Consider the following 22,134-nt stretch of genomic DNA (forward strand, 5'->3'; position numbering starts at 1 on the left):
ATGGAGCTCTGTAGATGCAGCGTATTCGATTGAAATCCATTGATATCTATCATCCGGAACATTCGGTAGATAATGAATTTTATATTGCGCATTACAAGGAGAAAGGTCGGGATATTACGGGTTTCCTGCAGCATATGGGACGGGAAAAACGTTATGTCATCGACAATGATGAGGAAAACAGCCTCACTATGGGGATCGAGGCTGCGCGAAGAGTGCTTGAGAAGGCTGGGCTGACCGGAGAAGATCTGGATATGATCGTGTTCTCGACGCAAGTTCCGGAAACAACGTATCCTTCCAATGCGATGTTCGTACATGCTGCTATTCAAGGAAAGACGGATGCGATTGTGATGGATTCTAATGCTAACTGCGCTGGCATGACGGTTGCCGTGGATCAAGCTAGTCGATACATGAGTCAGAATTCAGACTGCAAAAGAGCACTAGTGATAGGATCAGATTACAACACGCTGCTCTGCAGCCCCGAGGATGAGATCACGTATGCCAACTATGGTGACGCTGCATGTGCCGTTATTCTTGAGCAGAGTGAAGAGGATCAAGGGTTGATTGATTGCCAGTACTCAACGCTCTCTATCCTCCCCGATAAGATTATGTATCCGGAGCAAGGATTGGCCAAGATGGTACGAGGTGAAGCCCAAGGTAAATCAATCAAGTGGCTTCCTTTTGACGGACATCTAGCGATGCCGCCAACCTTTGTATTACTAGATAAACTTCTGAGTCGTAACTCGTTAACGGCTAATGACGTAAAGGCCTATTGCCTTTCACAGTTCGCTATGGGTAATATCGTGAAGATCCAAGAGCATCTTGAGTTAGATGACTCCCAAATTGTTTATGTTGGTGATCGTTTCGGTTATACCGGGACGAGCAGCCCGTTCATTGCGCTTTATGAAGGTATTGAAAGTGGACGCATCCAGCGTGGTGACATCGTTTGTTTCTGGACCATAGGTTGTGGATTTCAGTTAGTGGCCATGCTCTGGAAATATTAATAAATAAAGGGCAGCCCCCAGTAGATATTGCTGAGGCTGCCTTTTTTTATTATATGAGTTAAACTCTCGTACTGCTCGCTTTATATCCCTTACCTATGAGTTCATGAACATTATGGATCGTTACATATGCTTGCTCGTCAATATCGGACACCATGTTCTTTAGTTGAACGACTTCTTGTTTACTGATGACGATATATAACACCTCTTTGCTGGATCCGGTATAACCACCGCGCCCTTCAAGAATTGTCAGTCCTCTAGACATAGTGGTCGTAATGCTCTGCAGCACTTGGTCAGGTTGGTTGGAGATGATAAGTACGGCAACGCGTTCGTTTAACCCTTCCACCATGAAGTCGATAATCTTAGCACCTACATACACGGCAATGAGTGTGTACATGGCTTTTTCCTGACCGATGATGAGCACGGAGCCTAGAATGACGGCAACGTCAATGATCAGCATGCCTTTACCAAGGCTCCACCCCCAGAAGGAATTAGCCAGCCGGGCCAAGATTGCAGAGCCTCCTGATGTACCACCGGTGCGGAATATGAGTCCAAGTCCAAGACCGACGAACAGACCTGCAAATAGTGCGGCAAGAAGTGTATCTGCGTGAGGGGCAACCTCAAGAAATTCCGTTAACCGGAGAAATATAGACGTTAATATGATAGAGATTAAGGTGTAAATCGTAGTTTTCTTGTCGAAATAACGGTAGCCGATGGCGAGTAAAAATCCATTCAATATAAAGTTGACCACACTCGGAGACCATTCAAATAAATAGTATGTAACGACGGTGATTCCGATAATACCACCCTCAGATAACCGATTGGGTATAGAGAAGTAGTTGATTCCAATGGCGAATAATAGAGATCCTGCAATGAGTAATAAGGCATCTTTAAGATGTTGTTTTGTCATAAGGTAGCGCCTCCCACATGACATTGTACACCAGTTAAGCGAAAAGGGGCACTGTGATGAAATAAAGATAATCATCAAGTATGAAGCGCTTGCTAAATACTGTTCTGGAGTTATGATTTAAGTAGATGGTGCTGCTTGTTAGCGGCAATAATCAAATCGGAATCCAGCGGGAGTGTGCTGTCTATGACAGATCGAAATCATGTTGAGCAGATTCGCATCGGAATAATTGGTCCTAAAGTAATCGTGGATAAGATGATGAAGGTGATTGATACCTTTCCCTCCTTTGCACCTGTACCGCTTGCGTTTGAGCATGAAGACGAGGCGCCAATCCTTGCGGAACAGGTTAGTGGGGATGTTGAAGTGCTGCTCCTCTCAGACCCCCTGTCCCACCGTAAAGTGAAAGAGAATACGAAGCTGAGGATGCCTGTGCATCATGTTCCAGTAACGGATGCTGGATTATATAAAGCGCTCTTCTTTGCGCAGGGATCTGGACAGCTTAAGACGGGTATTTCTGTAGATACATTGACCGAACTAATGGTAAGACGAACACTTAAAGATATGGATATTATGACCTTAAAGAGCATGATTTATGACGGACCTGCCTATGCTTCGATCATGAATCTGACATCCTTTCATGAGACGAACTACCATTCGGGGAAGTGTTCCATCGCCTTTACAGGTATGGTATCGGTAGCAAACGCGCTTACGAATAAGGGAATACCGAATGTATGGCTGCTTCCCTCTGAGCAAGATATCATTGTATCTTTGGAAAGAGCCTTATTATCTACAACCTCACGCCGGAACAAGGAAGGGCAGATTGTTGTCGGAATGATTAACGTAGATGATTTTGGCACACAAGCGCTGAGACGAAACAATGAACATGAAGTGCAGAAGCTGAAGCTGGACATTCACCGCATGGTGCTCGATTATGTGGAATCTCTAGACGGATATCTCACTCATATGGGCGGAGATGAGTACTTGTTCTTTACAACCCGTGGGATCTTTGAGCGAGAGACGGGGGGATATAAGACAATTCCTCTAGCCAAAGACGTGAATAAGACGCATGGAATATCCCTCAGTATCGGGATGGGATTCGGACGCACAGCAAGCGCTGCAGGTACAAGTGCGCGAATAGCCATGAGAAAGGCTAAGGAAACAGGGGGGAACGCTTGCTTTATTGTCCGTGAGGACGGCAACTTGATCGGTCCATTGGAGATGGCAGACCCTGTTCAAGACGTATTATCTTCTACGGATGCATCCCTGATTAAGTATGCAGAAGATGCAGGAATGACAAGTGCTTACCTTAGTAAGCTGCTTCATCAGCGTGCCCGTTTTGGCAAATATGAATACAAGGTGCATGAGCTGGCCAACCTGCTCGACATAACTGTGCGAAGCGCACATCGCTTGCTGCTGCTCTGGATTGATAACCATCTGGTAGAGATATCAGGACTTGAGAAAGTTCCCCGTGGTAGACCGAGACAAATATTCCGATTCACTTTTTTACATAAAAAATGATGATCAAGCTTAGCTCTTGTCCTTAAATGTTTAGGGGATAAGTATCGGTAAATCATACTCTCAGGGTTCTCTATTTAAAGACGATTTAAAGATTTGTCCTTATATGCATTCACTCGTTATGATGAAGGGGAAACCTAATCAGAAGGAGATGAATGGACATGAGAACGGTTGCGGAATTAGAAGCAAAGCTTGCTGAGCCATCAGAACAACTAATTGCTGATTTGAGTACAATTGAAGGAGATATCCTCATTCTAGGTGTCGGTGGAAAGATGGGGCCGAGTCTTGCGCGACTGGCTGCCAATGCTGTCAAAGAAGGCGGATTGAATAAACGAATAATCGGAGTTTCTAGGTTTACGAATGCAGAGGCTAGACGGGAGCTGGATGAAGCCGGAATAGTAACGATTTCATGCGACTTGTTGAATGATGAAGAGTTACAGAAGCTACCGGATGCACAGAATGTGATCTACATGGCAGGGAATAAATTTGGTACAACAGGCCGTGAACATTTCACATGGGCTATGAATGCATATCTTCCGGGGCGTGTGGCAGAGAAATATAAACATTCAAGAATCGTTATCTTTTCATCAGGAAACGTGTATCCGTTTTCATCGATAGGTAGTGGCGGCGTAAATGAAGCGGTATCTCCCGAACCACTAGGTGAATATGCGCAGTCTTGTCTAGGCAGAGAGCGAGTATTTGAATATTTTGCTCATCAGTATAAGACACCGATGACGATCTATCGTCTGAATTATGCTATTGATATGCGTTATGGAGTTCTACTTGAGCTCGCTAAATCTATTCATGAAGGTCGTCCAATAGATCTTACGATGGGACACGCGAACATAATCTGGCAGGGGGACGCGAACGAGATGGCACTTCGTTGCCTGAAACACTGTACTAACCCACCGGAAATCATGAATGTAACGGGTCCGGAGACGATGTCAATCCGCTGGGCTGCAGAGGAATTGGCTAAACGGATAGGGAAAGAAGTGAATTTTACAGGGACAGAATCGGAGACGGCACTGCTGAACAATGCTTCAAAGTCACACCAGTTATTCGGTTATCCTAAAGTCTCACTATTGCAGATGATCGATTGGACAGCAGAATGGGTGAAATCGGGTGGAGATACATGGAATAAGCCAACCCACTTTCAAGAGAGAAAGGGGAAATTCTAAATGAGCGGATTGAATCGTTTGTCCTCAGAGAAAGCACAGGCACTTGCAGAAGGTCTTGTTATTCCAGCGCATCCGCTTGCTCTAGATGCTAACCGCAAGCTCGATGAGAGACGCCAACGCGCACTGACAAGATACTATGCTGCATCTGGCGCAGGCGGGATTGCCGTTGGTGTGCACTCCACCCAGTTCGAAATTCGCGATAAAGGAATTGATCTTTATGAACCCGTTCTTCGTCTTGCAGCAGAAGAAGTTGAGCGTGCGAAACTGGAGCGACCTTTCATTATGGTGGCAGGCGTCTGCGGACCAACAGAACAAGCGGTGGATGAAGCGCATATTGCCCGAAATTTGGGGTATGATGCTGCACTGCTGAGCATGGGAGGTCTTTCAGATTTAAGTGAAGAGGACATACTAAAGAGAACAGAGCAGATTGCATCAATTATGCCTGTGATTGGGTTCTATCTGCAGCCTTCTGTTGGTGGGAAAATCTTTAGCTTTGATTTCTGGCGTCAATTTGCCGAGATTCCGAATATTGTAGCGATCAAAATGGCACCATTTAACCGATACCAAACGATTGATGTGGTGCGGGCTGTGTGCTATTCCAGCAGACGGGATGACATTTCCCTGTATACGGGAAATGATGATAATATCATCATTGATCTGCTCACTACGTATCGTTTCCATGTAGATGGCCAAATCGTTGAGAAGCCTATTATCGGAGGCCTGCTCGGTCATTGGGCCGTGTGGACAAGTAAAGCAGTGGAGTTGCTAGAAGAAATTAAACAGGTTCGCGGAGGGGCTATTGCTCCAGAATGGTTAATAAGAAATGTTGAGGTCACCGATAGTAACGCGGCCTTCTTCGATCCGGCACACCAATTCCATGGCTGTATTCCAGGTATTCATGAAGTTCTTCGAAGACAGGGCTTGCTTAAAGGAATATGGTGTTTGAACCCGAATGAAACATTATCACCGGGTCAGTCAGAAGAAATTGATCGTGTGTGTAGAGATTATCCTCATCTAAATGATGATGATTTTGTTAAAGAGCATTTAAATGATTGGTTGGCTGAGTAGAAGGCCAGTCTAAACACCAAGATGAACGGGGGAAACGCTGTGCGTTTTAAAGATGTGTTCTCAATTATTGGACCGAGTATGGTAGGTCCGTCCAGCTCCCATACGGCGGGCGCTGTTCGAATAGGTAGGGCAGCGCGGCGCATTTTTGGAGCGTTTCCCACTCAAACAGAAATCGTGTTTTATGGTTCTTTTGCCGACACTTACCGGGGGCATGGGACCGATCTGGCGGTGGTCGGTGGTTTAATGGATTTTGCTACGGATGATATGCGTATTCGTGATTCCATTACGCTTGCGGAAGAGGCAGGAATGAAGTTGACCTTCAAGACAGCTCAGAACGTAGCCTTTCATCCCAATACGGTCTTATTGAAGCTGAAAGATGACAACGGCCGGGAAGATGTCGTGGTTGGTGCTTCGATTGGAGGCGGCAACGTTGAAATCTTAGGCGTGAATGGATTTGACGTGAAATTTACGATGAATTATCCGGTCTTAGTTGTATTCCATCAAGATACACCGGGTATGGTTGCTCACATTACCAAAATTCTTGGTAGTGGTGGGGTCAATATCGGATATATGGATGTGGATCGAAAAGGCCGAGGTGGAGAAGCTATTACGGTTGTGGAGACTGACGAAGCGGTGCCTAATGATCTCATGGAGCATATTCGTGGTTTAGGTCATGTTCATCGAGTCGTCTTTGCGGATTTGACGTCAGAGGAGGGTGCAGAATGAAGTTCTCTACACTACAACAGCTAATCGAATGTTGCCGTGAGGATGGAGTTACGATCGGGCAACTGATGCTAAGTGAGCAGGCTAAGGAATCGGGAAAAAGCGAAGAGGAAATCTTTAAGCAAATGGCGGACTATTACAACATTATGAAGGAAGCAGTACATCGTGGCATTCACGAGCCTGTTCCATCCCGAAGTGGCTTAACCGGCGGTGATGCTGTCCGTATCAGTGAGTACATGCTGAGCGGAACAGCTTCCCTTGGTACGGAAGCCTGTACCGCGCTTGCCTACGCTCTTTCTGTCTCTGAAGTAAATGCCTCTATGGGTAGAATTATTGCGACCCCTACGGCTGGATCATGCGGTATTATACCGGGTGTATTTGTCAGTTCGCAGGAACGATTCAAGTGGGATGATAAACATCTTATTATGGGATTGTTCTGTGCAGGGGCGATCGGTTATGTTATTGCGAACAATTCATTCATCTCTGGCGCGGAGGGTGGTTGTCAGGCTGAGGTAGGTTCAGCCATTGGTATGGCTGCTGGTGCACTTACGGAACTGAGAGGTGGGACGCCGGAGCAGGCGGTACATGCAGTCGGTCTTGCGCTTAAGAATTCCTTAGGGTTAATATGTGATCCAGTCGGAGGTCTCGTTGAGATTCCATGCATCGTAAGAAACGGATTCGGCGCCGTGTCAGCCCTTGCTGCTACCGATATGGCACTGGCTGGTGTTCGTAGCGTCATTCCTTCTGACGAAGTGGTTGGGGTGATGCTTGAAGTCGGGACCGCAATGCCTGCGAAGCACAGGGAGACCGCTCAAGGTGGACTTGCACAGACACCTACAGGGAAGAAGATATTGAAGGATCTGTATGGAAAGGGAAGCAAGAATGTGAAGGAGAAGGGCGCAAAGAGTACCCAGAAGGAGGACGAAATAAAGTGACCTCTCTTCGGATCGGATTGATTGGCCTTGATACTTCACATGCGATTGCATTTACAAGACTGCTTCATGATACAGAGGAGCCCTTTCATGTCCCTGGAGCCCGAGTAACGCTGGCATATCCGGGTGGGTCACCTGATTTTCATCTGAGTATTTCGCGGGTCGATGGATTTACCAAGGATATTCAGGAACAGTACGGTGTTCAGATTGTGGAAACTCCAGAAGAGGTAGCAGAGCATAGTGATGCCATTATGCTCATAGCTGCAGATGGACGGGTTCACTTGGATTTATTCCGAAGAATAGCTTCTTACGGTAAACCTGTATTTATTGATAAACCGCTAGCCCTTCGGTCATCTGAAGCAGAAGACATCGGTAGAATTGCGAAGAGACATGCCATTCCAGTCATGAGCTCTTCTTCTTTGCGTTATGCGGCCAGTTTAAGTGAAAAGCTGTTCAAGGAAGAGATGGGGGCGATCATTGGAGCAGATGTACATGGACCTATGGAGATTGAGCACACCCAATCTCGTTATTTTTGGTATGGTATTCATGCAGCTGAAATGCTCTACGCCATTATGGGGTCTGGCTGCAGAGAAGTAGCGGTGGCCTCAACAGAAGGGCATGACCTGATCATAGGAACTTGGAACGATGGACGATTGGGTACTGTGCGTGGAAACCGAGAAGGGAATTACAAATTCGGGGCGTTGATCCATCGTACCCATGGAAGTGATTATGTGGATGCAGCAAGTTCAGGAAAGCCGTTCTATGCAGATTTATTGGAGCAGGTCATTCCTATGTTTGCATCCGGTCAATCGAGCCTTCCATTCGAGCAGTCTATTGAAGTCATTCGATTTCTAGAGGCGGCAGAAGAGAGTAGAGCCATAGGAAATGCTGTAAAGCTATAGCTTATTAATGACCTTCCTAATCTCTCATTACATCATAACGGAATACATCCAGTTAACCCTTCCCTGATATGGGAGATTGGTGAAAGTGTCAGGGAAGGAAAATGAGTTGTTTTGAGGAATGATTTCGTGCGGGAATCAGTCCTTTTTTTTCTGTATTTCTACCTCTTTAGCATTTTCCACACGACTTAAACCCTTGATACATAGCCGTTTTTTGATATTTTGCGTAAGAAGTAATCACGAAATCACAGGCTGGTGAAATACAATTCTTTACCAAAATTGAAAGCGCTTTTATGATGTGGATGGGTAGAAAAATGAAACCTCGCACTCGGAAAAAGGTTGTCTACCATTTGATGTATTTCAACCTCAAATAAAGCGGGGTGGTTCATCACGAAGGGAGGCAGTTCAGTACAATTTCAGAAATGGTCTCTAAAGTTGCATGAGATGTTGATTAAAAATGCTGGGGGTTAATCAAACGAGATTTTACAAAGTTTCACCATTATTATGGATGATCCATTAGGGAGGAACAGAAATGTCAAAAAAATGGTTTAGCATGGCGCTTGTGTTAACGATGCTTGCATCATTATTAGCAGCTTGTGGTGGAGGCGGTGGAAGTAAAGAACCCGCACCCGAAGCAGGGGGCAATACACCACCTAAAGAAACAGCACCTGTAGATCCGAACCAATATGGAGATACGGGCGGTCTGACACTGCCACTGGTCGACAAGCCTACCAAGATTACTTGGATGCTGCCAAGTGATAAAACAGATCTGAACACATCGCTCATTGCGAAAGAGATCGAGAAGCGTACAGGAATCACTATTGATTTTCAGGCTTATTCCAAGGCAACTTTTCAGGATAAGTTAAGAGTAGTTGTAGCTTCAGGTAAACTTCCAGATATTTTCCACGGACTCAGACCGAATGAGCTGAAGAAGATCGGCAAGCAAAATGCGGTTGTAGCGATTAACGAGTATGCGGATATGCTCCCGAACTTCAAAAAATTATACATGGAAGAGAACCCATCGGTTCTATCTTCTTACGGTGACGAGAAGGGGAATTTATATGCCTGGCCAATTCACAACCTGAACCGGGATGTAAACCATGGCTTTATGTACCGGAAGGATATTTTTGATGAATTGGGCATTAAGGAATGGACGAATACAGAAGAATTCTATCAAGCTTTGAAGACGCTGAAAGAAAAGTATCCAGATTCATATCCTTATGCATCCAAAAATAAAGAGTACATTTTCCGTGACTGGGCGTACGGTTGGGGAATCGGTGGTGCGAACTATCCGGTTTATTATGATGAATCAGCTAAGGTGTGGAAATTCGCAAGTATTCAACCTGAACATAAAGAGATGCTAGACTTCATGAAAAAGCTGTATACAGAGGGGCTGCTCGATCCTGAATTCCTGACGGATACACAGGAAAGCTGGACTTCCAAAATGACAACAAGCAATAAAGCGTTTGTAACGTACGACTGGATTGGACGTCTTGACATGTTCTACAACCAGATCAAAGACACGAACCCTAAATATGATTTGAGATATGGAAATCCGGTTGGACCAACGGGTAACGGTATGAGTCTTCCGAAAATTGATGCCGGCTTTGGGATTACCGTAACGAATAATGATAACAAGGAAGCTGCCTTGAAATTGCTCGATTATCTGACTAGCCCATCCGGTGCAACGCTCGTTACGATGGGGGTAGAAGGTGAAACGTTTAAGATGGAAGGCGACAAAGCTGTTTATCCTGAGCTGACCGATGTGCCTTTAGTAGATATCAGCGTGCTCGAAGATAAGTATGGTCTGTGGCTCGAAGGGATGTACTTGAACCCAGATAGAAGAAGTGTGTATTACAACTTTACCGAGAAGGAACAAGAGGCTCAAGACAAGCGTATGAACGCGAACAGCTTTGAACCACTAGACCCGGTACTTAACTTTACCGATGCAGAATCCGCTACAATTGCTGAGCTTCAAGTGAATCTTGAGAAGAGCTCTAATGAGTTTAATTCCAAGTATGTCCTGAACAAAGGTTATGGAGATGCACAGTGGGCTGAATGGCAAAAAACGGCTGCTGCTCAAGGCGCTGATAAGATGGTTGAGATTTTCAACGCCGCACAACAACGTTTCGATGCATCCACGAAATAATAACAACAGCCTTACGGCTATCTGATTGGTAACTATAAGGGTGAGTGCAGCATTCGGGAGGAGTTGCCCGGGTGCTGCTCCTCATCTAAAGGAGGGAACATCATGGCACGCGCCGGCATCGAAACAGGCAGGGAACAACCACCTAAAAGGACGGCTACAGGTCGGAAGCTAACAGCATTTCAGCATATGAAACGCGATCGCCAGCTATTGATCCTGTTTATACCGTGCTTTTTATTTTATCTGATCTTCCGTTACGGACCTTTGTACGGCATGCTCATTGCTTTTAAGGATTATAGTGTATTTACCGGAATAATGGAAAGCCCATGGGTTGGGATGAAGCACTTTATTAACTTTTTCAGCGGTCCGGACTTCTGGCTGTTGTTCAAGAATACCCTAACACTTGGCGTGCTTTCACTCGTTTTTTCATTTCCGTTTCCGATCATTCTGGCTGTTCTGCTCAACGAGGTGCGGATCAAATGGTTCAAAAAATCGGTACAGACGATCAGCTACCTCCCGTCCTTTTTGTCCGTTGTTATCATTAGTAGCATGCTGATTGACTTTCTATCACCGAGCAACGGTATTATCAACCAGCTTCTTGCTGCATTAGGTTTTGAGAAGACTTATTTTCTAATAGATCCGGCATGGTTCCGTCCGGTTTATATCGCTTCCGACATTTGGACCCATACCGGATACGAAGCTATTATTTACATGGCTGCTATTGCAGGAATTAGTCCTTCGCTATATGAAGCGGCCAAAGTCGATGGTGCCAAGCGGCGTCATATGATTTTTAGGATCACGATTCCAGCTCTTATGCCGACAATTATTATTATGTTTATTCTGAAGACTGGCCAAATGCTGCGCATCGGCTATGAGAAGGTTCTCTTGCTCTATAATCCGATGACGTATGAAGTGGCAGATGTGTTCTCTACTTTCGTTTACCGGAAGGGGATTCTGGAAGCCAATTATAGCTATGCCGCAGCCGTAGGGTTGTTTGAAGCCGTCGTAGCCATGGTGTTGCTGCTCTCCTCGAACTTCATGAGTAAAAAGATTGGAGGGAATGGCTTGTGGTAAGTAAAAAAATGAATGTAAAAGACTTCTCGCTGTTCTCTGTTATCAACGGGATTATCATGTTGTGTCTCTCGGTGGTTATCCTGTATCCGATCATTTATATTACGGCGGTTTCATTTAGCGACACGGCGTCCGTGCTTCAAGGGAAAGTAACATTACTGCCCAAAGGGTTCAATCTGGATGCATATGCGCAGGTGCTTAAGGATGATCGTATTCCACGTGCGTATCTTAACACGATTTTCTATACGACCCTTGGAACAACGATTAATCTGTTGTTTACAGCCGTTGCGGCTTATCCACTGGCTCGTAAAGACTTCTTCGGTCGTAAGTTCTTCTTGTTAGCAATCATTCTCACGATGTTTCTGAATCCAGGTATCATTCCGAATTATTTGATCGTACAAGAATTGGGACTGATTGACACCGTATGGGCTTTGGTTCTACCGAATGCAATCTGGACTTTTGAATTGATCATTCTAAAGAGTTTCTATGAGAATATGTCGGAATCGCTTCGAGAGGCTGCTGTAGTAGACGGGGCATCAGAATATCGTATTCTGTTCCAGATTATCATCCCGTTATCTAAACCAGCACTTGCTTCGATTGGACTTTTCTACTTCATGGGCCATTGGAATAGCTTTTTTATTCCGCTAATTTATTTGAATGACTCTACGATGTATCCACTTCAAGTCGTTCTGAGAGACATGCTGATCTTCGCAGATAACAACAACAATACGAATCTCGTGGATGCTGCCGCGCTCGCTCCACAGGCGATGAAGAATGCAACAATCGTCCTGTCGATGATACCGGTGCTTCTCCTTTATCCATTTGCACAAAAGTATTTTGCCAAAGGGGTTATGCTTGGTTCCGAAAAAGGGTGACGTACAGCCGGGTTGAGTATAACATGGTGTTAATGAAGGGACATCAAGAGAGGTGATCCGTGTGAATCGATTGATCGCTAACAGAGGACTGTTGCAAATTTTCTTCGCTCTGCAGCTGGTCGTCGGCATCATGTTTATATTCAACTACATCGTATACAAGAATTCGATTTCTGGCATATACGAGAAGGTGACAGAGAACAACCGAATGGTCATCAAAAATATTATTCAGTCATTCGATAGCAGCTTCACTTCCATTAACAACCTGATGTTTAACATTCATGCGCTGCCGTATGAGCAGATTATGGACAGTGATGGCAAGCCGGATATGGAGAAGGTTCTAGATCTGCAGGACAGTCTGGGCCGTATGGTGTCCACGATGGATTTTGTAGAGGATGCCATTATTACTTACGATTATAAGCTGGCAATTACTCCACATGGAACGAGTAGCATGGAGGCATTATTCGACCGAAAATACATGTCGGGTAAATATAACTCCGTATTCTGGATCAATTTCCTTCGCTCGGAGCATGATTTCACCGTGTTTCCTGCTGAAACTTACTCTGAAATGACTGCAGGGCATAAGAAGAACCTCATAGTAGCGGTGGATAGCAGCAATATTCGAATGTCTAATAAGAAATTGATGGTACTAATCAATGTAAACAAACTATTAAACAGTATCGATCTAAAGGGTATGATCCCAGATGCATCCCTCATGGTGCTTGATGAGAACCGAAATGTTATTCTCAGCACAGAGAAGGACTTGGATCTGGTGAAAATTCTGAACGATGTGTATTTCAACCCTTCAAGCGAGGCGTCACTGACGCATGAGAATTTCGAATATAACTTTTATAAGTCGGATTATAACGGATTTATTTATATTAATAAGCTACCTTACAAGTTTCAGAACATTCACTCGGTGACAAGTGCGAACCAATGGATCATGTATGGTGCAATTGTGCTGGCAGTCATTTTGTCAGTCCTACTCAGTATCTATCTATATAGGCCAGTGAAGGGGATACTGAAGATTCTTGGGGGTTCTAATGTTAAGGGTAATGATTTTGTGAAAATCCAGAGTGGAATTGTCAAAATGCAGCGGGAGAACGAATCTCTTAAGAGTCAGATGGGACTTGTGGATTCCGAAATTCGCAGAGGTGTGTTCTTGCAGACGCTTGATGGATATCGACACTCTGAAGAATATGAATTACAGATGCAGAATCATTATGCCTATTTATTTCAGCGCAGATACTTTGTCATGGCGGCGATTTATCTTCAACCGGTAGAAGTTAGTGAACAGCTAGAACTGTCGGTGGAGGAAATGACGGAACTTATTCAAAGTGGTGTTCAGGAGAATCTAGCTCATGTCGTCGTATTTCATGAGGATCATCTTAAATTTCTAATGCTTATGGGAATGGATCATCCGTCGGATCGGAAGAAGGTACTTCAGCATTACGAGAACTATATTCGGCAGGTTGAGAAGACAACCTTCAGCTCCTTTAAAGTATGGGGCTGTATTAGCCGAGTCTTTGACTCGAAGATTAGCAACTGCCGCGAAGCTTACCAGGATATCCAGAATGGTTTTCTGTATCGGAACGTTAACAGGAAGGAATGGGTGACAGATACGGAAGCCATTCGTTTTGTACCGGGGATTCATTTTCCACTGCAAAAAATGGAGAAGCTGTCTAACTGTCTCATGACCGGCAAAACGGACGAGGCGCTGGAGATCGTCGATAAAATTATTGAGGAAAATGCAAGTTTACGCATTCACTATCACCAGATGCTACATATTGCGCAGTCGATGTTTTTTATCGTACTTAAACAAATTAATTCATCGGAAGATAATCGCCAAGAGTTGTTCCGTCTGGAAACAGAAATCATAGAGAAGCTGCATCGTGCTTACAACTATCAGGAAATTCGCGAGGTTCTGATGGAAGGGCTGCGACGGATCGCTGCCATGCAGAACCATGATTCGAAGAGTAAGTTGAATCCGGCCTTCATATCCCAATATATTGAGCTTCATTATATGGAGAATCTGTACTTGGATCATATGGCTGAGGTGCTAGATACCAGCTCGAAGTATTTCTCGAACTATTTCAAAAAGACCTTTGGGGTTAACTACGTGGAGTATCTTAATAAGGTTCGATTATCTCACGCCAGAGAATACCTAGAGAATACAGATCTCAGCATAGCAGAAATCGGTGAGAAGACGGGGTATACGAATTCTTCCACATTTACAACAACGTTTAAGAAGTACTGCGGAGTTTCACCTAGTGAATATCGAAAGAACACAGGGAAATAGGGTGAGTTAGGAGGAACAAAAGATGATGAAAGCAGTTGTCGCACAGTTTGGCAAGGTAGCCATTGCAGATATTGAGAGGCTGTCTCTTCCGTCTGGACATGTACGTATTCGTACAGAATATTCGGCTATTAGTCCTGGGACAGAAATGAGTATGATTAAGAATTCTAAAGAGCAACAGATTGTAATCGGTTACAGCGCAGTGGGTATCGTTGTGGAATTAGGTGACCAGGTCACGGGTCTTAAGGTGGGACAACGGGTTGCTTGTTATGGAGCGCCATATGTACGCCATGCTGAAGAGCTTGTAGTACCGTCCAATCTGACAGCAACTGTGCCAGATCATGTAAGTCCAGAAGAAGCGGCCTTTGCAGGACTTGGAGCGATTGCCATTCATGCATTACGCATAGCGGATCTCCGGTTTGGAGAATCGGCGGTTGTCGTGGGTCTTGGTATCTTGGGCCAGATTATCGCGCAAATATCTTCAGCAGCCGCGAATCAGGTGCTAGGCTTGGATCTGAACAGAGATCGGGTTCTTCAGATGCGGCAGCATATCGATCATGTGTACAACAACCAGGAAGAGCTGGAGAAGCAGATCCTAGTTACTACAGGTGGCTATGGTGCGGATAGTGTGATTTTGTGTGCGGGTGGTCCGGGAGAAACGTTAATCAATTCGGCATTGAAATGGATCCGTGATAAAGGGAAGGTTGTGGTTGTTGGGGATCTGACCATGAATTTCTCGCGTGAGCTGATGTTCGGCAAAGAGGCACAGGTGCTTATATCAAGGGCTGGAGGTCCCGGGCGTTATGACCGGGGATATGAATTTGACAATAAAGACTACCCCATGGGCTTCGTTCGCTGGACAGAAGGAAGGAATGTGGCGGAATACATACGTCTGCTTGCGGAAGAGAGACTAGCGATTCAGCCGCTAATTTCCCGAATCGTTCCGCTGGATAATGCGGTGGAAGCTTATGAGCAATATGGTCCGTCGTCGACCATTATGGGGACCGTCTTCAAATACGATATGTAGTATGCGAACATCTTCTGTTATCTTCCCGAGAGGTACCTTACGGGTATGCTATAATCATAGCAGGCATCCTAGGATGACAGGGAGGTGAAGCTCGTGGAAGTGACGGCACAGGAAGTTGCAGAGTGGATGGTGAATGAAATCAAGTTCACAGGCACACTGCGACAGGAAGATGCGATTGAATACGTAAAGTCACACTTCGGAGAGCAGTTTGTTTTTGTTAATGATAACGGGAATTCATCGCTGTCCAAAGACGTGAAGAAGGCATTTCGGAAACTGCACGGTGGCCGGATTGCATGGGATCGAGATGGATTCTTATGGGCATGGACATAGGCTAGAACGAGTGGATAAACCGGTGGCATGAAGCCATCGGTTTTATTTTCGTTCACGTATAGACGTGGGGCGCGCGGTTCGTTAAAATATGTTCATTATTCCGAAATTTAGGAAGGTGGGGGAGTGGATGGATATGTTAACGGATACTTGGCGCGTCATAGAAGGAACAACGGAGGTATCACCTGAAGAAGTACATATGGATTCAAGGCAGCTGGGGAAGTTAGATCAACATTTTCAGGAGCTGATCTCGCAGAAGAAGATTCAAGCAGCGAGTTATCTCGTAGCCCATGAGGGCAAGGTTGCCGCCTGGAGATCGATGGGAGCACTCCATGGAACAAGCGGTGAAGGGGAATTACAGCCGGATTCGATAAGGAAGTTATCCTCAATTACGAAAGCGTTCACAAGTGTATCCATTGTGAAGTTGATAGAGGATGGTAAACTGTACGTCGACCAGCCAGTAGCTACTATACTCGAAGAGTTTAATAATCCAATGCACCAGGGAATTAAACTGTACCACCTTTTAACACATACATCTGGTATTATGCCGGTTAATGGATATTACAATGAGCCTTATCCGCGTGAGTGGTGGGGTGCGGGAGGCATGGAGAACTGGATTCCCAAAGTGCTGCAGGGACCGCTCGTATGTCAACCGGGAGAAGCTTATAACTATTCAACCGTAGGATTTGCCCTGCTTGGAGAGATTGTTACTCGTGTATCGGGCCAGCGGTATGAAGAGTATGTGAAGGAGCATATTTTGCAGCCACTAGGTATGAATCGGACCTTCTTTGATGTCCCTGTAGAACTTCATTCCGAAGTGTGTACGGTGGATGAGCGGGATGTCGAGCGGCTGTCAGACCAAGCATGGGATGCCTCGCTGCCTCCACGTTCGGACAGTGGTCTATACTCGACCTTGTATGATATGTGGAAGTTCGGACAAATGCTGCTGAATGGAGGAAGCTTCGAGGGTCAGCGTATTCTAGGGAGAAAGTCGGTAGAACTGCTGACCCGGCGTCATTTGTTCAATGTTCCAGCTTACCACTGGGGCAGCATGATTAAAGATAAGGGTCATGCCCTAGGGCTTGATCTTGCGATTGATCATCTTTCTTTCGAGTCGCAAGGAACGTTCCAATTAGAAGGTTCGGGAAGATCCGCGTTATTCGTTGATCCGGTTGAGAAGCTGGTTGTCGTCTTATTCGTGCCTTCTGTGTATTCGTGGATTCCGGAGTCTGTGCTGGGTACGAAGCAGATTATTTGGTCGAGTTTGAAGTAAGTAAGGAATAGGGTGATTAAGGTAGTTAGGTTATTAGAAAGTTACAATGCAGGGTGCCTAGAGGGCTCCCTGTTTTTTTGTTTATTGGAATTCACTCTTTTTAATAGAGAACGATATTGGCATTTTTAATTTTTTATTCAAAGCGTAACCAAAATACACCGAATGGTGTTTGTTATATTAATCGACAAATTTTTACCATTAATAAGTTCTAAAGGGGGTAATGTTCAGCTATGCGAAAAATCTCTGTGTTATTTATGGTTTTAATTTTACTACTTGTGGTTGCTTGTGATGAACCAGCAGGAGACACCAAACGCATAGAACAATTAGATTTGAACACCTATCTAGAATCGGTGGAAATGCCGAAAAATCTTTCAATTACCTTTGATTCAACAAAAGTGTCTACTGTAACTTCTGCGAAGAAGTACACGGCTACGTTTCTTGAGCTTGATCCAGACACGGTAGCTAAAGAGCTTCTGCGTAATGACATCACTGAACAAAAACCTATGGCTGAAGGTCTATACTTCATAGCGAAATCCTCCTCTATGGATGAATACCTTACTGTTTTAGATGGTGGAAGGAGCTTTGGAGTTAAGGGAGCTACGAATGGTGGATTGAGTTATATGGTAATCAAAGACGGTGATCAGAATAAACCAGAATTAATTGCTAATACCATTGGACCACCAAACACGACAGAACAATTTTTTAGAAGTATGAGACGAAGTGATTATTCATCATCTGCGAACCTATCCTTCGCATGTTATGCTGAAGCATTGGCAAGTGTAGAGCATCTTATGTCATCGATTGGCTTGTCTAAACTTAAACTCGTGGAATCATACGCTATGGATCTGAAGACGATGAAAGAACATTATAACTATTACCTTGAGGAGATGATGAATGAAGAGGAAGTGAAATCGTATGATTTTACTGTAGAAGACGAGAGCTACAGGTTTTATTTTCGCCAACAAATCGATGAACTGCCTGTGAATAGTACAATATGGTTTCTGGGCAAGGGTACTGCGGAAGGTGCTGCAGGTAATGTTATGAGCAACAATCCGATCCTTACTGTTACGTATCAGAAGGATGGAGTTAACAATATTTCAGCAAGACATTTTTTTGATATTCCTAAAGCTAAGTCTGGGGAGCCTGAATCTTTAATCAGTGCAGTGGATGCCATGAAGATATTACTAAAGGAATATAAGGATCTAATCCTAGAGGAGGGAACCAAAGTATCCTCGGCAGAACTTCTCTATGTGTCTGTTCCCGTTAAGGGAAAAGAGGAAGAAGCTATATTTGATTTGATACCTGCCTGGGTATTTACGATCACCAAACCTCAGTACGCAAATGACAAGGGCATAGGAAACTATCAATCCGATGATTACGGTCAATATGTTGTCAATGCAATCACTGGTGACAAGCTGTCGGGAATGAGGTGATATACAGTTGAAACAATTCTTATCCCTGACGGCAACGAACTTCTACCGGTCTCTATTCTCGGGACGTTTTGTATTCAGCGTCCTTGGTGTTATAACTGTACTATTCTTGACATCCTTCGGAATGATGAATTCAGACTCCGATGTCGTATCCGTATTCATGATATCTGGTAGCGGAAATATGGTACTTATTATGGGCGTTTTACCTTTGCTTCCATTTGCCATGAGCTTTGCAATGGAGTGGGAGGAACGTTCTGCAGGCTTTTGGATGATCCGTACAGGGATTCGTAATTACGCTTTATCTAAGGTACTTGTTAGTGCGATTACCGGTATATTAGCTACCTTTTCAGGTATCTTGTTATACGCTATTCTGCTCCTTGTTAAGTTACCTTTATACAATGCTTTGAATAGTTCGGGAGATCCGTATGCCCCATTGTTAGAAGCAGGGATGCCAGTAACTTATCTTCTTAGTTATGCTCTTCATATATCGTTGTCATCGGCTTTATTCGCCGTAGCGGCACTTTGGATTTCTGCGTATTTTCCTAATCCCTTCTCAACTTTAGCAGCTCCAATTGTACTTTATTTTATTCTCTTCCGATTAACAAGAACATGGGGGATACCGGAATTTCTTAGCTTAGTTTGGATTGTGGAAGGACCATATCATGCGGGGTCACCTTTATTGTCGCTGCTTCTTAAGCTTGGGACTGTAATTGTTCTATGCTTGTTGATGGGATATGGGACCGTAGTTCAGATTCGCAGGAGGGTGCAGTATGACTAATTGGACAACAATATGGCTATGTGCCCGTGTTAATTTACTAAAATGGTCAGTGACACCTCGGATGTATACGATTGCCGCTATTATTTTGGCATTTGCGATTTGGATATTTGCTTGGATATCTGATTACGCATCTGCTGTAGGTGTGAATGTAACCCCATGGGTGTTCCCTTATTTACTGACGATGCCTATTATATTTATGATTTATGGAGTGCTGACAACATTGTTGTTTAGTGACGCACCATTTACGGACAGTCATACTCCTTTTCTCATGGTACGCACGAGTCGAAGAAACTGGGTTTTAGGACAGCTTCTATATATATTAATTACGAGTTTCTTATATACTGCCTTTTTTGTTCTTATGTCGATGGTGGTGCTTATTCCGAATCTGAAGTTCTCTTTGGATTGGGGAGCTGTGTTGAAGACGCTTGCATATGATCCAGGAAGTCCTGCTAAGTACAATATAGAATCATATTCTTATATAAAAGATCCAGTCATCAGTATGTTCTCTGCTATGGAGGCGATGCTGATTAGTTTCGGTTTGTTCTGGCTTGTATCGTTATTTATGGGTGTACTTATCTTTTGTTTCAATGTAGTGCTAGGTAGACTAAGCGGACTCATTGCGGCTGGTGTATTTACATGTATCGCTTACTTTGCCGTTTATGTCGGAAAACTATCTTTTGGAAATATGGTTTACTATATATCACCACTCAGTTGGACAAGCATGTTCTATCTGGATTGGGGAAATACAAGTTCAATGCCAACTCCATTGTATGCTATAAGTTGTTTGTTCGGGGCTATTGTACTAATGAGTATTATTTCAGTAAAAGTGTATTGCATGAAGGATGTTGATGTTCAGGAAAGGAGATCCTCCTTATGACGGTTAATATAATAGAAGTTACGGACGCCGTGAAGCGATTTAAGGAAACAACGGCATTAAATCATGTGTCCGTTACATTTGAGACAGGACGAATTCATGGGGTTATTGGCCGTAATGGATCGGGTAAAACGGTCCTGTTTAAATGCATCTGTGGATTCATGCAGCTTAGTTCAGGTCAAATTTTAATCAAGGGACAGCCTGTTAGGCCAGCGGCAGCGCAGGACATCGGCATCATTATAGAAGACCCCGGATTCATCGGCTCATTAAGTGGATTTAAAAACTTGAAATTACTGGCGTCAATACGTCGTGAAATATCGGATGATGATATTCGCCAGACGCTGATTCGAGTAGGGCTGGACCCTAACAGTAAGAAGCATGTGCGTAAGTATTCACTAGGTATGCGCCACCGGTTAGGTATAGCTCAAGCAATAATGGAGAAACCCAAGCTGCTTATCCTGGATGAACCAATGAATGGACTGGATAAACAAGGCGTACTTGAGATCCGAGAGATTCTGAAGGAACTGAATCGGCAAGGTATTACTATTATTCTATCATCCCATTATGCGGAGGATATTGAAGTGCTCTGTGATACGGTGTGCGAAATGGATGGCGGCGTACTAACACCTATTAGGGGATATGAATCCACAGTTTCCTAAATGATAAATAGGCAATAAAGTAAACGGCGATTTCGCCGTTTTTTATTGTGTTCTATTTCTTCTCCACACTAAAGATGACAATTTTAGATCAGCCTTGGGGTGAACTGCGGTGATACAATACAGTTACCGACCTTAAGGAGGCGCGCTTGCGTGAGCTACATGGATTGTTTTCAGAAGAGTATCGATTATATTGAGGAACATCTTCAAGACAAAATGACGGTGGAGGAGATATCCGCCATTGCAGGATTTTCACCGTACCATTTTTATAGACTTTTTGCCGCATATGTCGGCTTGCCTGTCATGGAATATGTCAGAAGGAGACGTCTAGCTCACGCGGCGGCTGAGCTGGCTAAGGGAAAGCGGGTCATTGACATTGCGATGGAGTATGGATTTGAGACGCATGCGGGATTTGGTAAAGCATTTCGGAAGGTTTATAGCTGCTCCCCAGAGCAGTATCGTAAGCACTCGAGTGGACAGATTCCGGGTAAGGTCGATCTTACCCTATATAAGAAACTTCAAGTTTCAGGGGGCGTTATATTGGAGCCAAGAATCGTAACGAAGCCGGAATTTAGCATTATCGGCTATGCGCTTGAAACCACGGTGGAACGAGATCGTAAGGATCGTGAAATTCCAGCATTCTGGAGCCATTTTGATATTACGGGACTAGAAGCCAAGCTGTATGAGTTGGTTCAGCCGAAGGAGCACGGTGAGTATTTTGTATGCTTTCCAGTCGACATGGAGACAGGTAGTTTCACATATGTTGCTGCGGTTAAAGGAGATGAGTTGCCGTCTGGAGAGGAAGGATTGTTCAAGGGAGTGGTGCCGGAAGCAACCTATGCGGTGTTCACGACGCCCCCGGCCGATTATGCCAATCAGGGATTCGTACAGACGGTGGCTGGAACATGGAGATATATTTTTGAAGATTGGTTCCCTAGGTCGGGTTACGAGTACGCTCCAGATAAAGTGGAGTTTGAATTCTATGATGAGCGATGTCATGAAGAGACGGGAGCCGTTATGGAGATTTATATTCCTGTTGTGAAGCAGGTGTAGATGTAAGCGTGCAGACTAGTATCTGCACGCTTTTTATATGGAGTGTGATCCCAAAACGCAATACATGGTAACAAAAAAGATGTACATAAATGGTTGACAGCTAAGCTTAAA

Annotated in this window: 20 protein-coding genes; 19 read left to right on the forward strand and 1 reads right to left on the reverse strand. The window is 44.5% G+C overall.

Going from position 1 to position 22,134, the window contains the following annotated elements; all coding sequences use genetic code 11:
* The first annotated feature begins 14 nt into the window (after positions 1 to 14).
* On the forward strand, positions 15 to 1,001 hold the full coding sequence (locus ACK8P5_RS02745) for a 3-oxoacyl-[acyl-carrier-protein] synthase III C-terminal domain-containing protein (protein WP_422659472.1): 987 nt from the start codon (positions 15 to 17) through the stop codon (positions 999 to 1,001).
* Positions 1,002 to 1,059: 58 nt separating this feature from the next.
* Here the strand turns inward: ACK8P5_RS02745 and ACK8P5_RS02750 are convergent, their stop codons facing one another.
* Positions 1,060 to 1,908, reverse strand: coding sequence for a YitT family protein (locus ACK8P5_RS02750; protein WP_422659473.1), 849 nt, complete (start codon positions 1,906 to 1,908; stop codon positions 1,060 to 1,062).
* A gap of 183 nt (positions 1,909 to 2,091) precedes the next feature.
* On the opposite strand from ACK8P5_RS02750, the gene ACK8P5_RS02755 reads away from it, so the two are divergent.
* The 18 genes from ACK8P5_RS02755 to ACK8P5_RS02840 all read left to right on the forward strand — a co-directional run bounded on the left by ACK8P5_RS02755 (position 2,092) and on the right by ACK8P5_RS02840 (position 22,023).
* The gene (locus ACK8P5_RS02755) at positions 2,092 to 3,423 is read left to right on the forward strand and encodes a hypothetical protein (protein WP_422659474.1); all 1,332 of its coding nucleotides are present in this window, start codon (positions 2,092 to 2,094) and stop codon (positions 3,421 to 3,423) included.
* 158 nt (positions 3,424 to 3,581) lie between these two features.
* A complete protein-coding gene (locus ACK8P5_RS02760; protein ID WP_422659475.1) occupies positions 3,582 to 4,598 on the forward strand; it encodes an NAD-dependent epimerase/dehydratase family protein in 1,017 nt (338 codons plus the stop codon).
* Entirely contained in the window at positions 4,599 to 5,666 is a 1,068-nt protein-coding gene (locus tag ACK8P5_RS02765) for a dihydrodipicolinate synthase family protein (RefSeq protein ID WP_422659476.1), read from the forward strand.
* A gap of 39 nt (positions 5,667 to 5,705) precedes the next feature.
* Complete coding sequence (gene sdaAB, locus ACK8P5_RS02770) at positions 5,706 to 6,392, forward strand: L-serine ammonia-lyase, iron-sulfur-dependent subunit beta (protein ID WP_422659477.1); 687 nt, start codon at positions 5,706 to 5,708, stop codon at positions 6,390 to 6,392.
* Entirely contained in the window at positions 6,389 to 7,324 is a 936-nt protein-coding gene (gene sdaAA / locus ACK8P5_RS02775; protein WP_422659478.1) for an L-serine ammonia-lyase, iron-sulfur-dependent, subunit alpha, read from the forward strand. Before sdaAB ends, sdaAA begins: the two co-directional genes overlap by 4 nt.
* A complete protein-coding gene (locus ACK8P5_RS02780) occupies positions 7,321 to 8,223 on the forward strand; it encodes a Gfo/Idh/MocA family protein (protein WP_422659479.1) in 903 nt (300 codons plus the stop codon). The genes sdaAA and ACK8P5_RS02780 overlap by 4 nt, the downstream gene beginning before the upstream one ends.
* A 529-nt stretch (positions 8,224 to 8,752) precedes the next feature.
* Positions 8,753 to 10,369: an extracellular solute-binding protein gene (locus tag ACK8P5_RS02785; RefSeq protein WP_422659480.1), complete on the forward strand. Its 1,617-nt coding sequence runs from the start codon at positions 8,753 to 8,755 to the stop codon at positions 10,367 to 10,369.
* Positions 10,370 to 10,471: 102 nt separating this feature from the next.
* Entirely contained in the window at positions 10,472 to 11,440 is a 969-nt protein-coding gene (locus ACK8P5_RS02790) for an ABC transporter permease (protein ID WP_422659481.1), read from the forward strand.
* A gap of 8 nt (positions 11,441 to 11,448) precedes the next feature.
* Entirely contained in the window at positions 11,449 to 12,312 is an 864-nt protein-coding gene (locus tag ACK8P5_RS02795; RefSeq protein WP_422659482.1) for a carbohydrate ABC transporter permease, read from the forward strand.
* A gap of 61 nt (positions 12,313 to 12,373) precedes the next feature.
* Complete coding sequence (locus tag ACK8P5_RS02800) at positions 12,374 to 14,608, forward strand: helix-turn-helix domain-containing protein (protein WP_422659483.1); 2,235 nt, start codon at positions 12,374 to 12,376, stop codon at positions 14,606 to 14,608.
* Between the two features lie 25 nt (positions 14,609 to 14,633).
* Positions 14,634 to 15,632: a zinc-dependent alcohol dehydrogenase gene (locus ACK8P5_RS02805; RefSeq protein WP_422661348.1), complete on the forward strand. Its 999-nt coding sequence runs from the start codon at positions 14,634 to 14,636 to the stop codon at positions 15,630 to 15,632.
* A 93-nt stretch (positions 15,633 to 15,725) separates the two neighbouring features.
* Positions 15,726 to 15,962, forward strand: a complete 237-nt coding sequence (locus ACK8P5_RS02810) for a DUF6953 family protein (protein ID WP_422659484.1) — start codon at positions 15,726 to 15,728, stop codon at positions 15,960 to 15,962.
* Positions 15,963 to 16,089: 127 nt separating this feature from the next.
* Positions 16,090 to 17,232 (forward strand): serine hydrolase domain-containing protein, encoded by a 1,143-nt coding sequence (locus tag ACK8P5_RS02815; RefSeq protein WP_422659485.1) that lies wholly within the window; start codon positions 16,090 to 16,092, stop codon positions 17,230 to 17,232.
* Positions 17,233 to 17,462: 230 nt separating this feature from the next.
* Positions 17,463 to 18,665, forward strand: a complete 1,203-nt coding sequence (locus tag ACK8P5_RS02820; protein ID WP_422659486.1) for a hypothetical protein — start codon at positions 17,463 to 17,465, stop codon at positions 18,663 to 18,665.
* 7 nt (positions 18,666 to 18,672) lie between these two features.
* A complete protein-coding gene (locus ACK8P5_RS02825) occupies positions 18,673 to 19,440 on the forward strand; it encodes a hypothetical protein (RefSeq protein ID WP_422659487.1) in 768 nt (255 codons plus the stop codon).
* On the forward strand, positions 19,433 to 20,317 hold the full coding sequence (locus tag ACK8P5_RS02830) for a hypothetical protein (protein ID WP_422659488.1): 885 nt from the start codon (positions 19,433 to 19,435) through the stop codon (positions 20,315 to 20,317). The genes ACK8P5_RS02825 and ACK8P5_RS02830 overlap by 8 nt, the downstream gene beginning before the upstream one ends.
* Positions 20,314 to 20,973 (forward strand): ABC transporter ATP-binding protein, encoded by a 660-nt coding sequence (locus ACK8P5_RS02835; RefSeq protein WP_422659489.1) that lies wholly within the window; start codon positions 20,314 to 20,316, stop codon positions 20,971 to 20,973. Before ACK8P5_RS02830 ends, ACK8P5_RS02835 begins: the two co-directional genes overlap by 4 nt.
* Before the next feature lie 159 nt (positions 20,974 to 21,132).
* Positions 21,133 to 22,023 (forward strand): AraC family transcriptional regulator, encoded by an 891-nt coding sequence (locus ACK8P5_RS02840; protein WP_422661349.1) that lies wholly within the window; start codon positions 21,133 to 21,135, stop codon positions 22,021 to 22,023.
* Positions 22,024 to 22,134: the final 111 nt, after the last annotated feature.

Source organism: Paenibacillus sp. EC2-1 (assembly GCF_049311625.1).
Taxonomy (GTDB): Bacteria; Bacillota; Bacilli; order Paenibacillales; family Paenibacillaceae; genus Paenibacillus_AQ.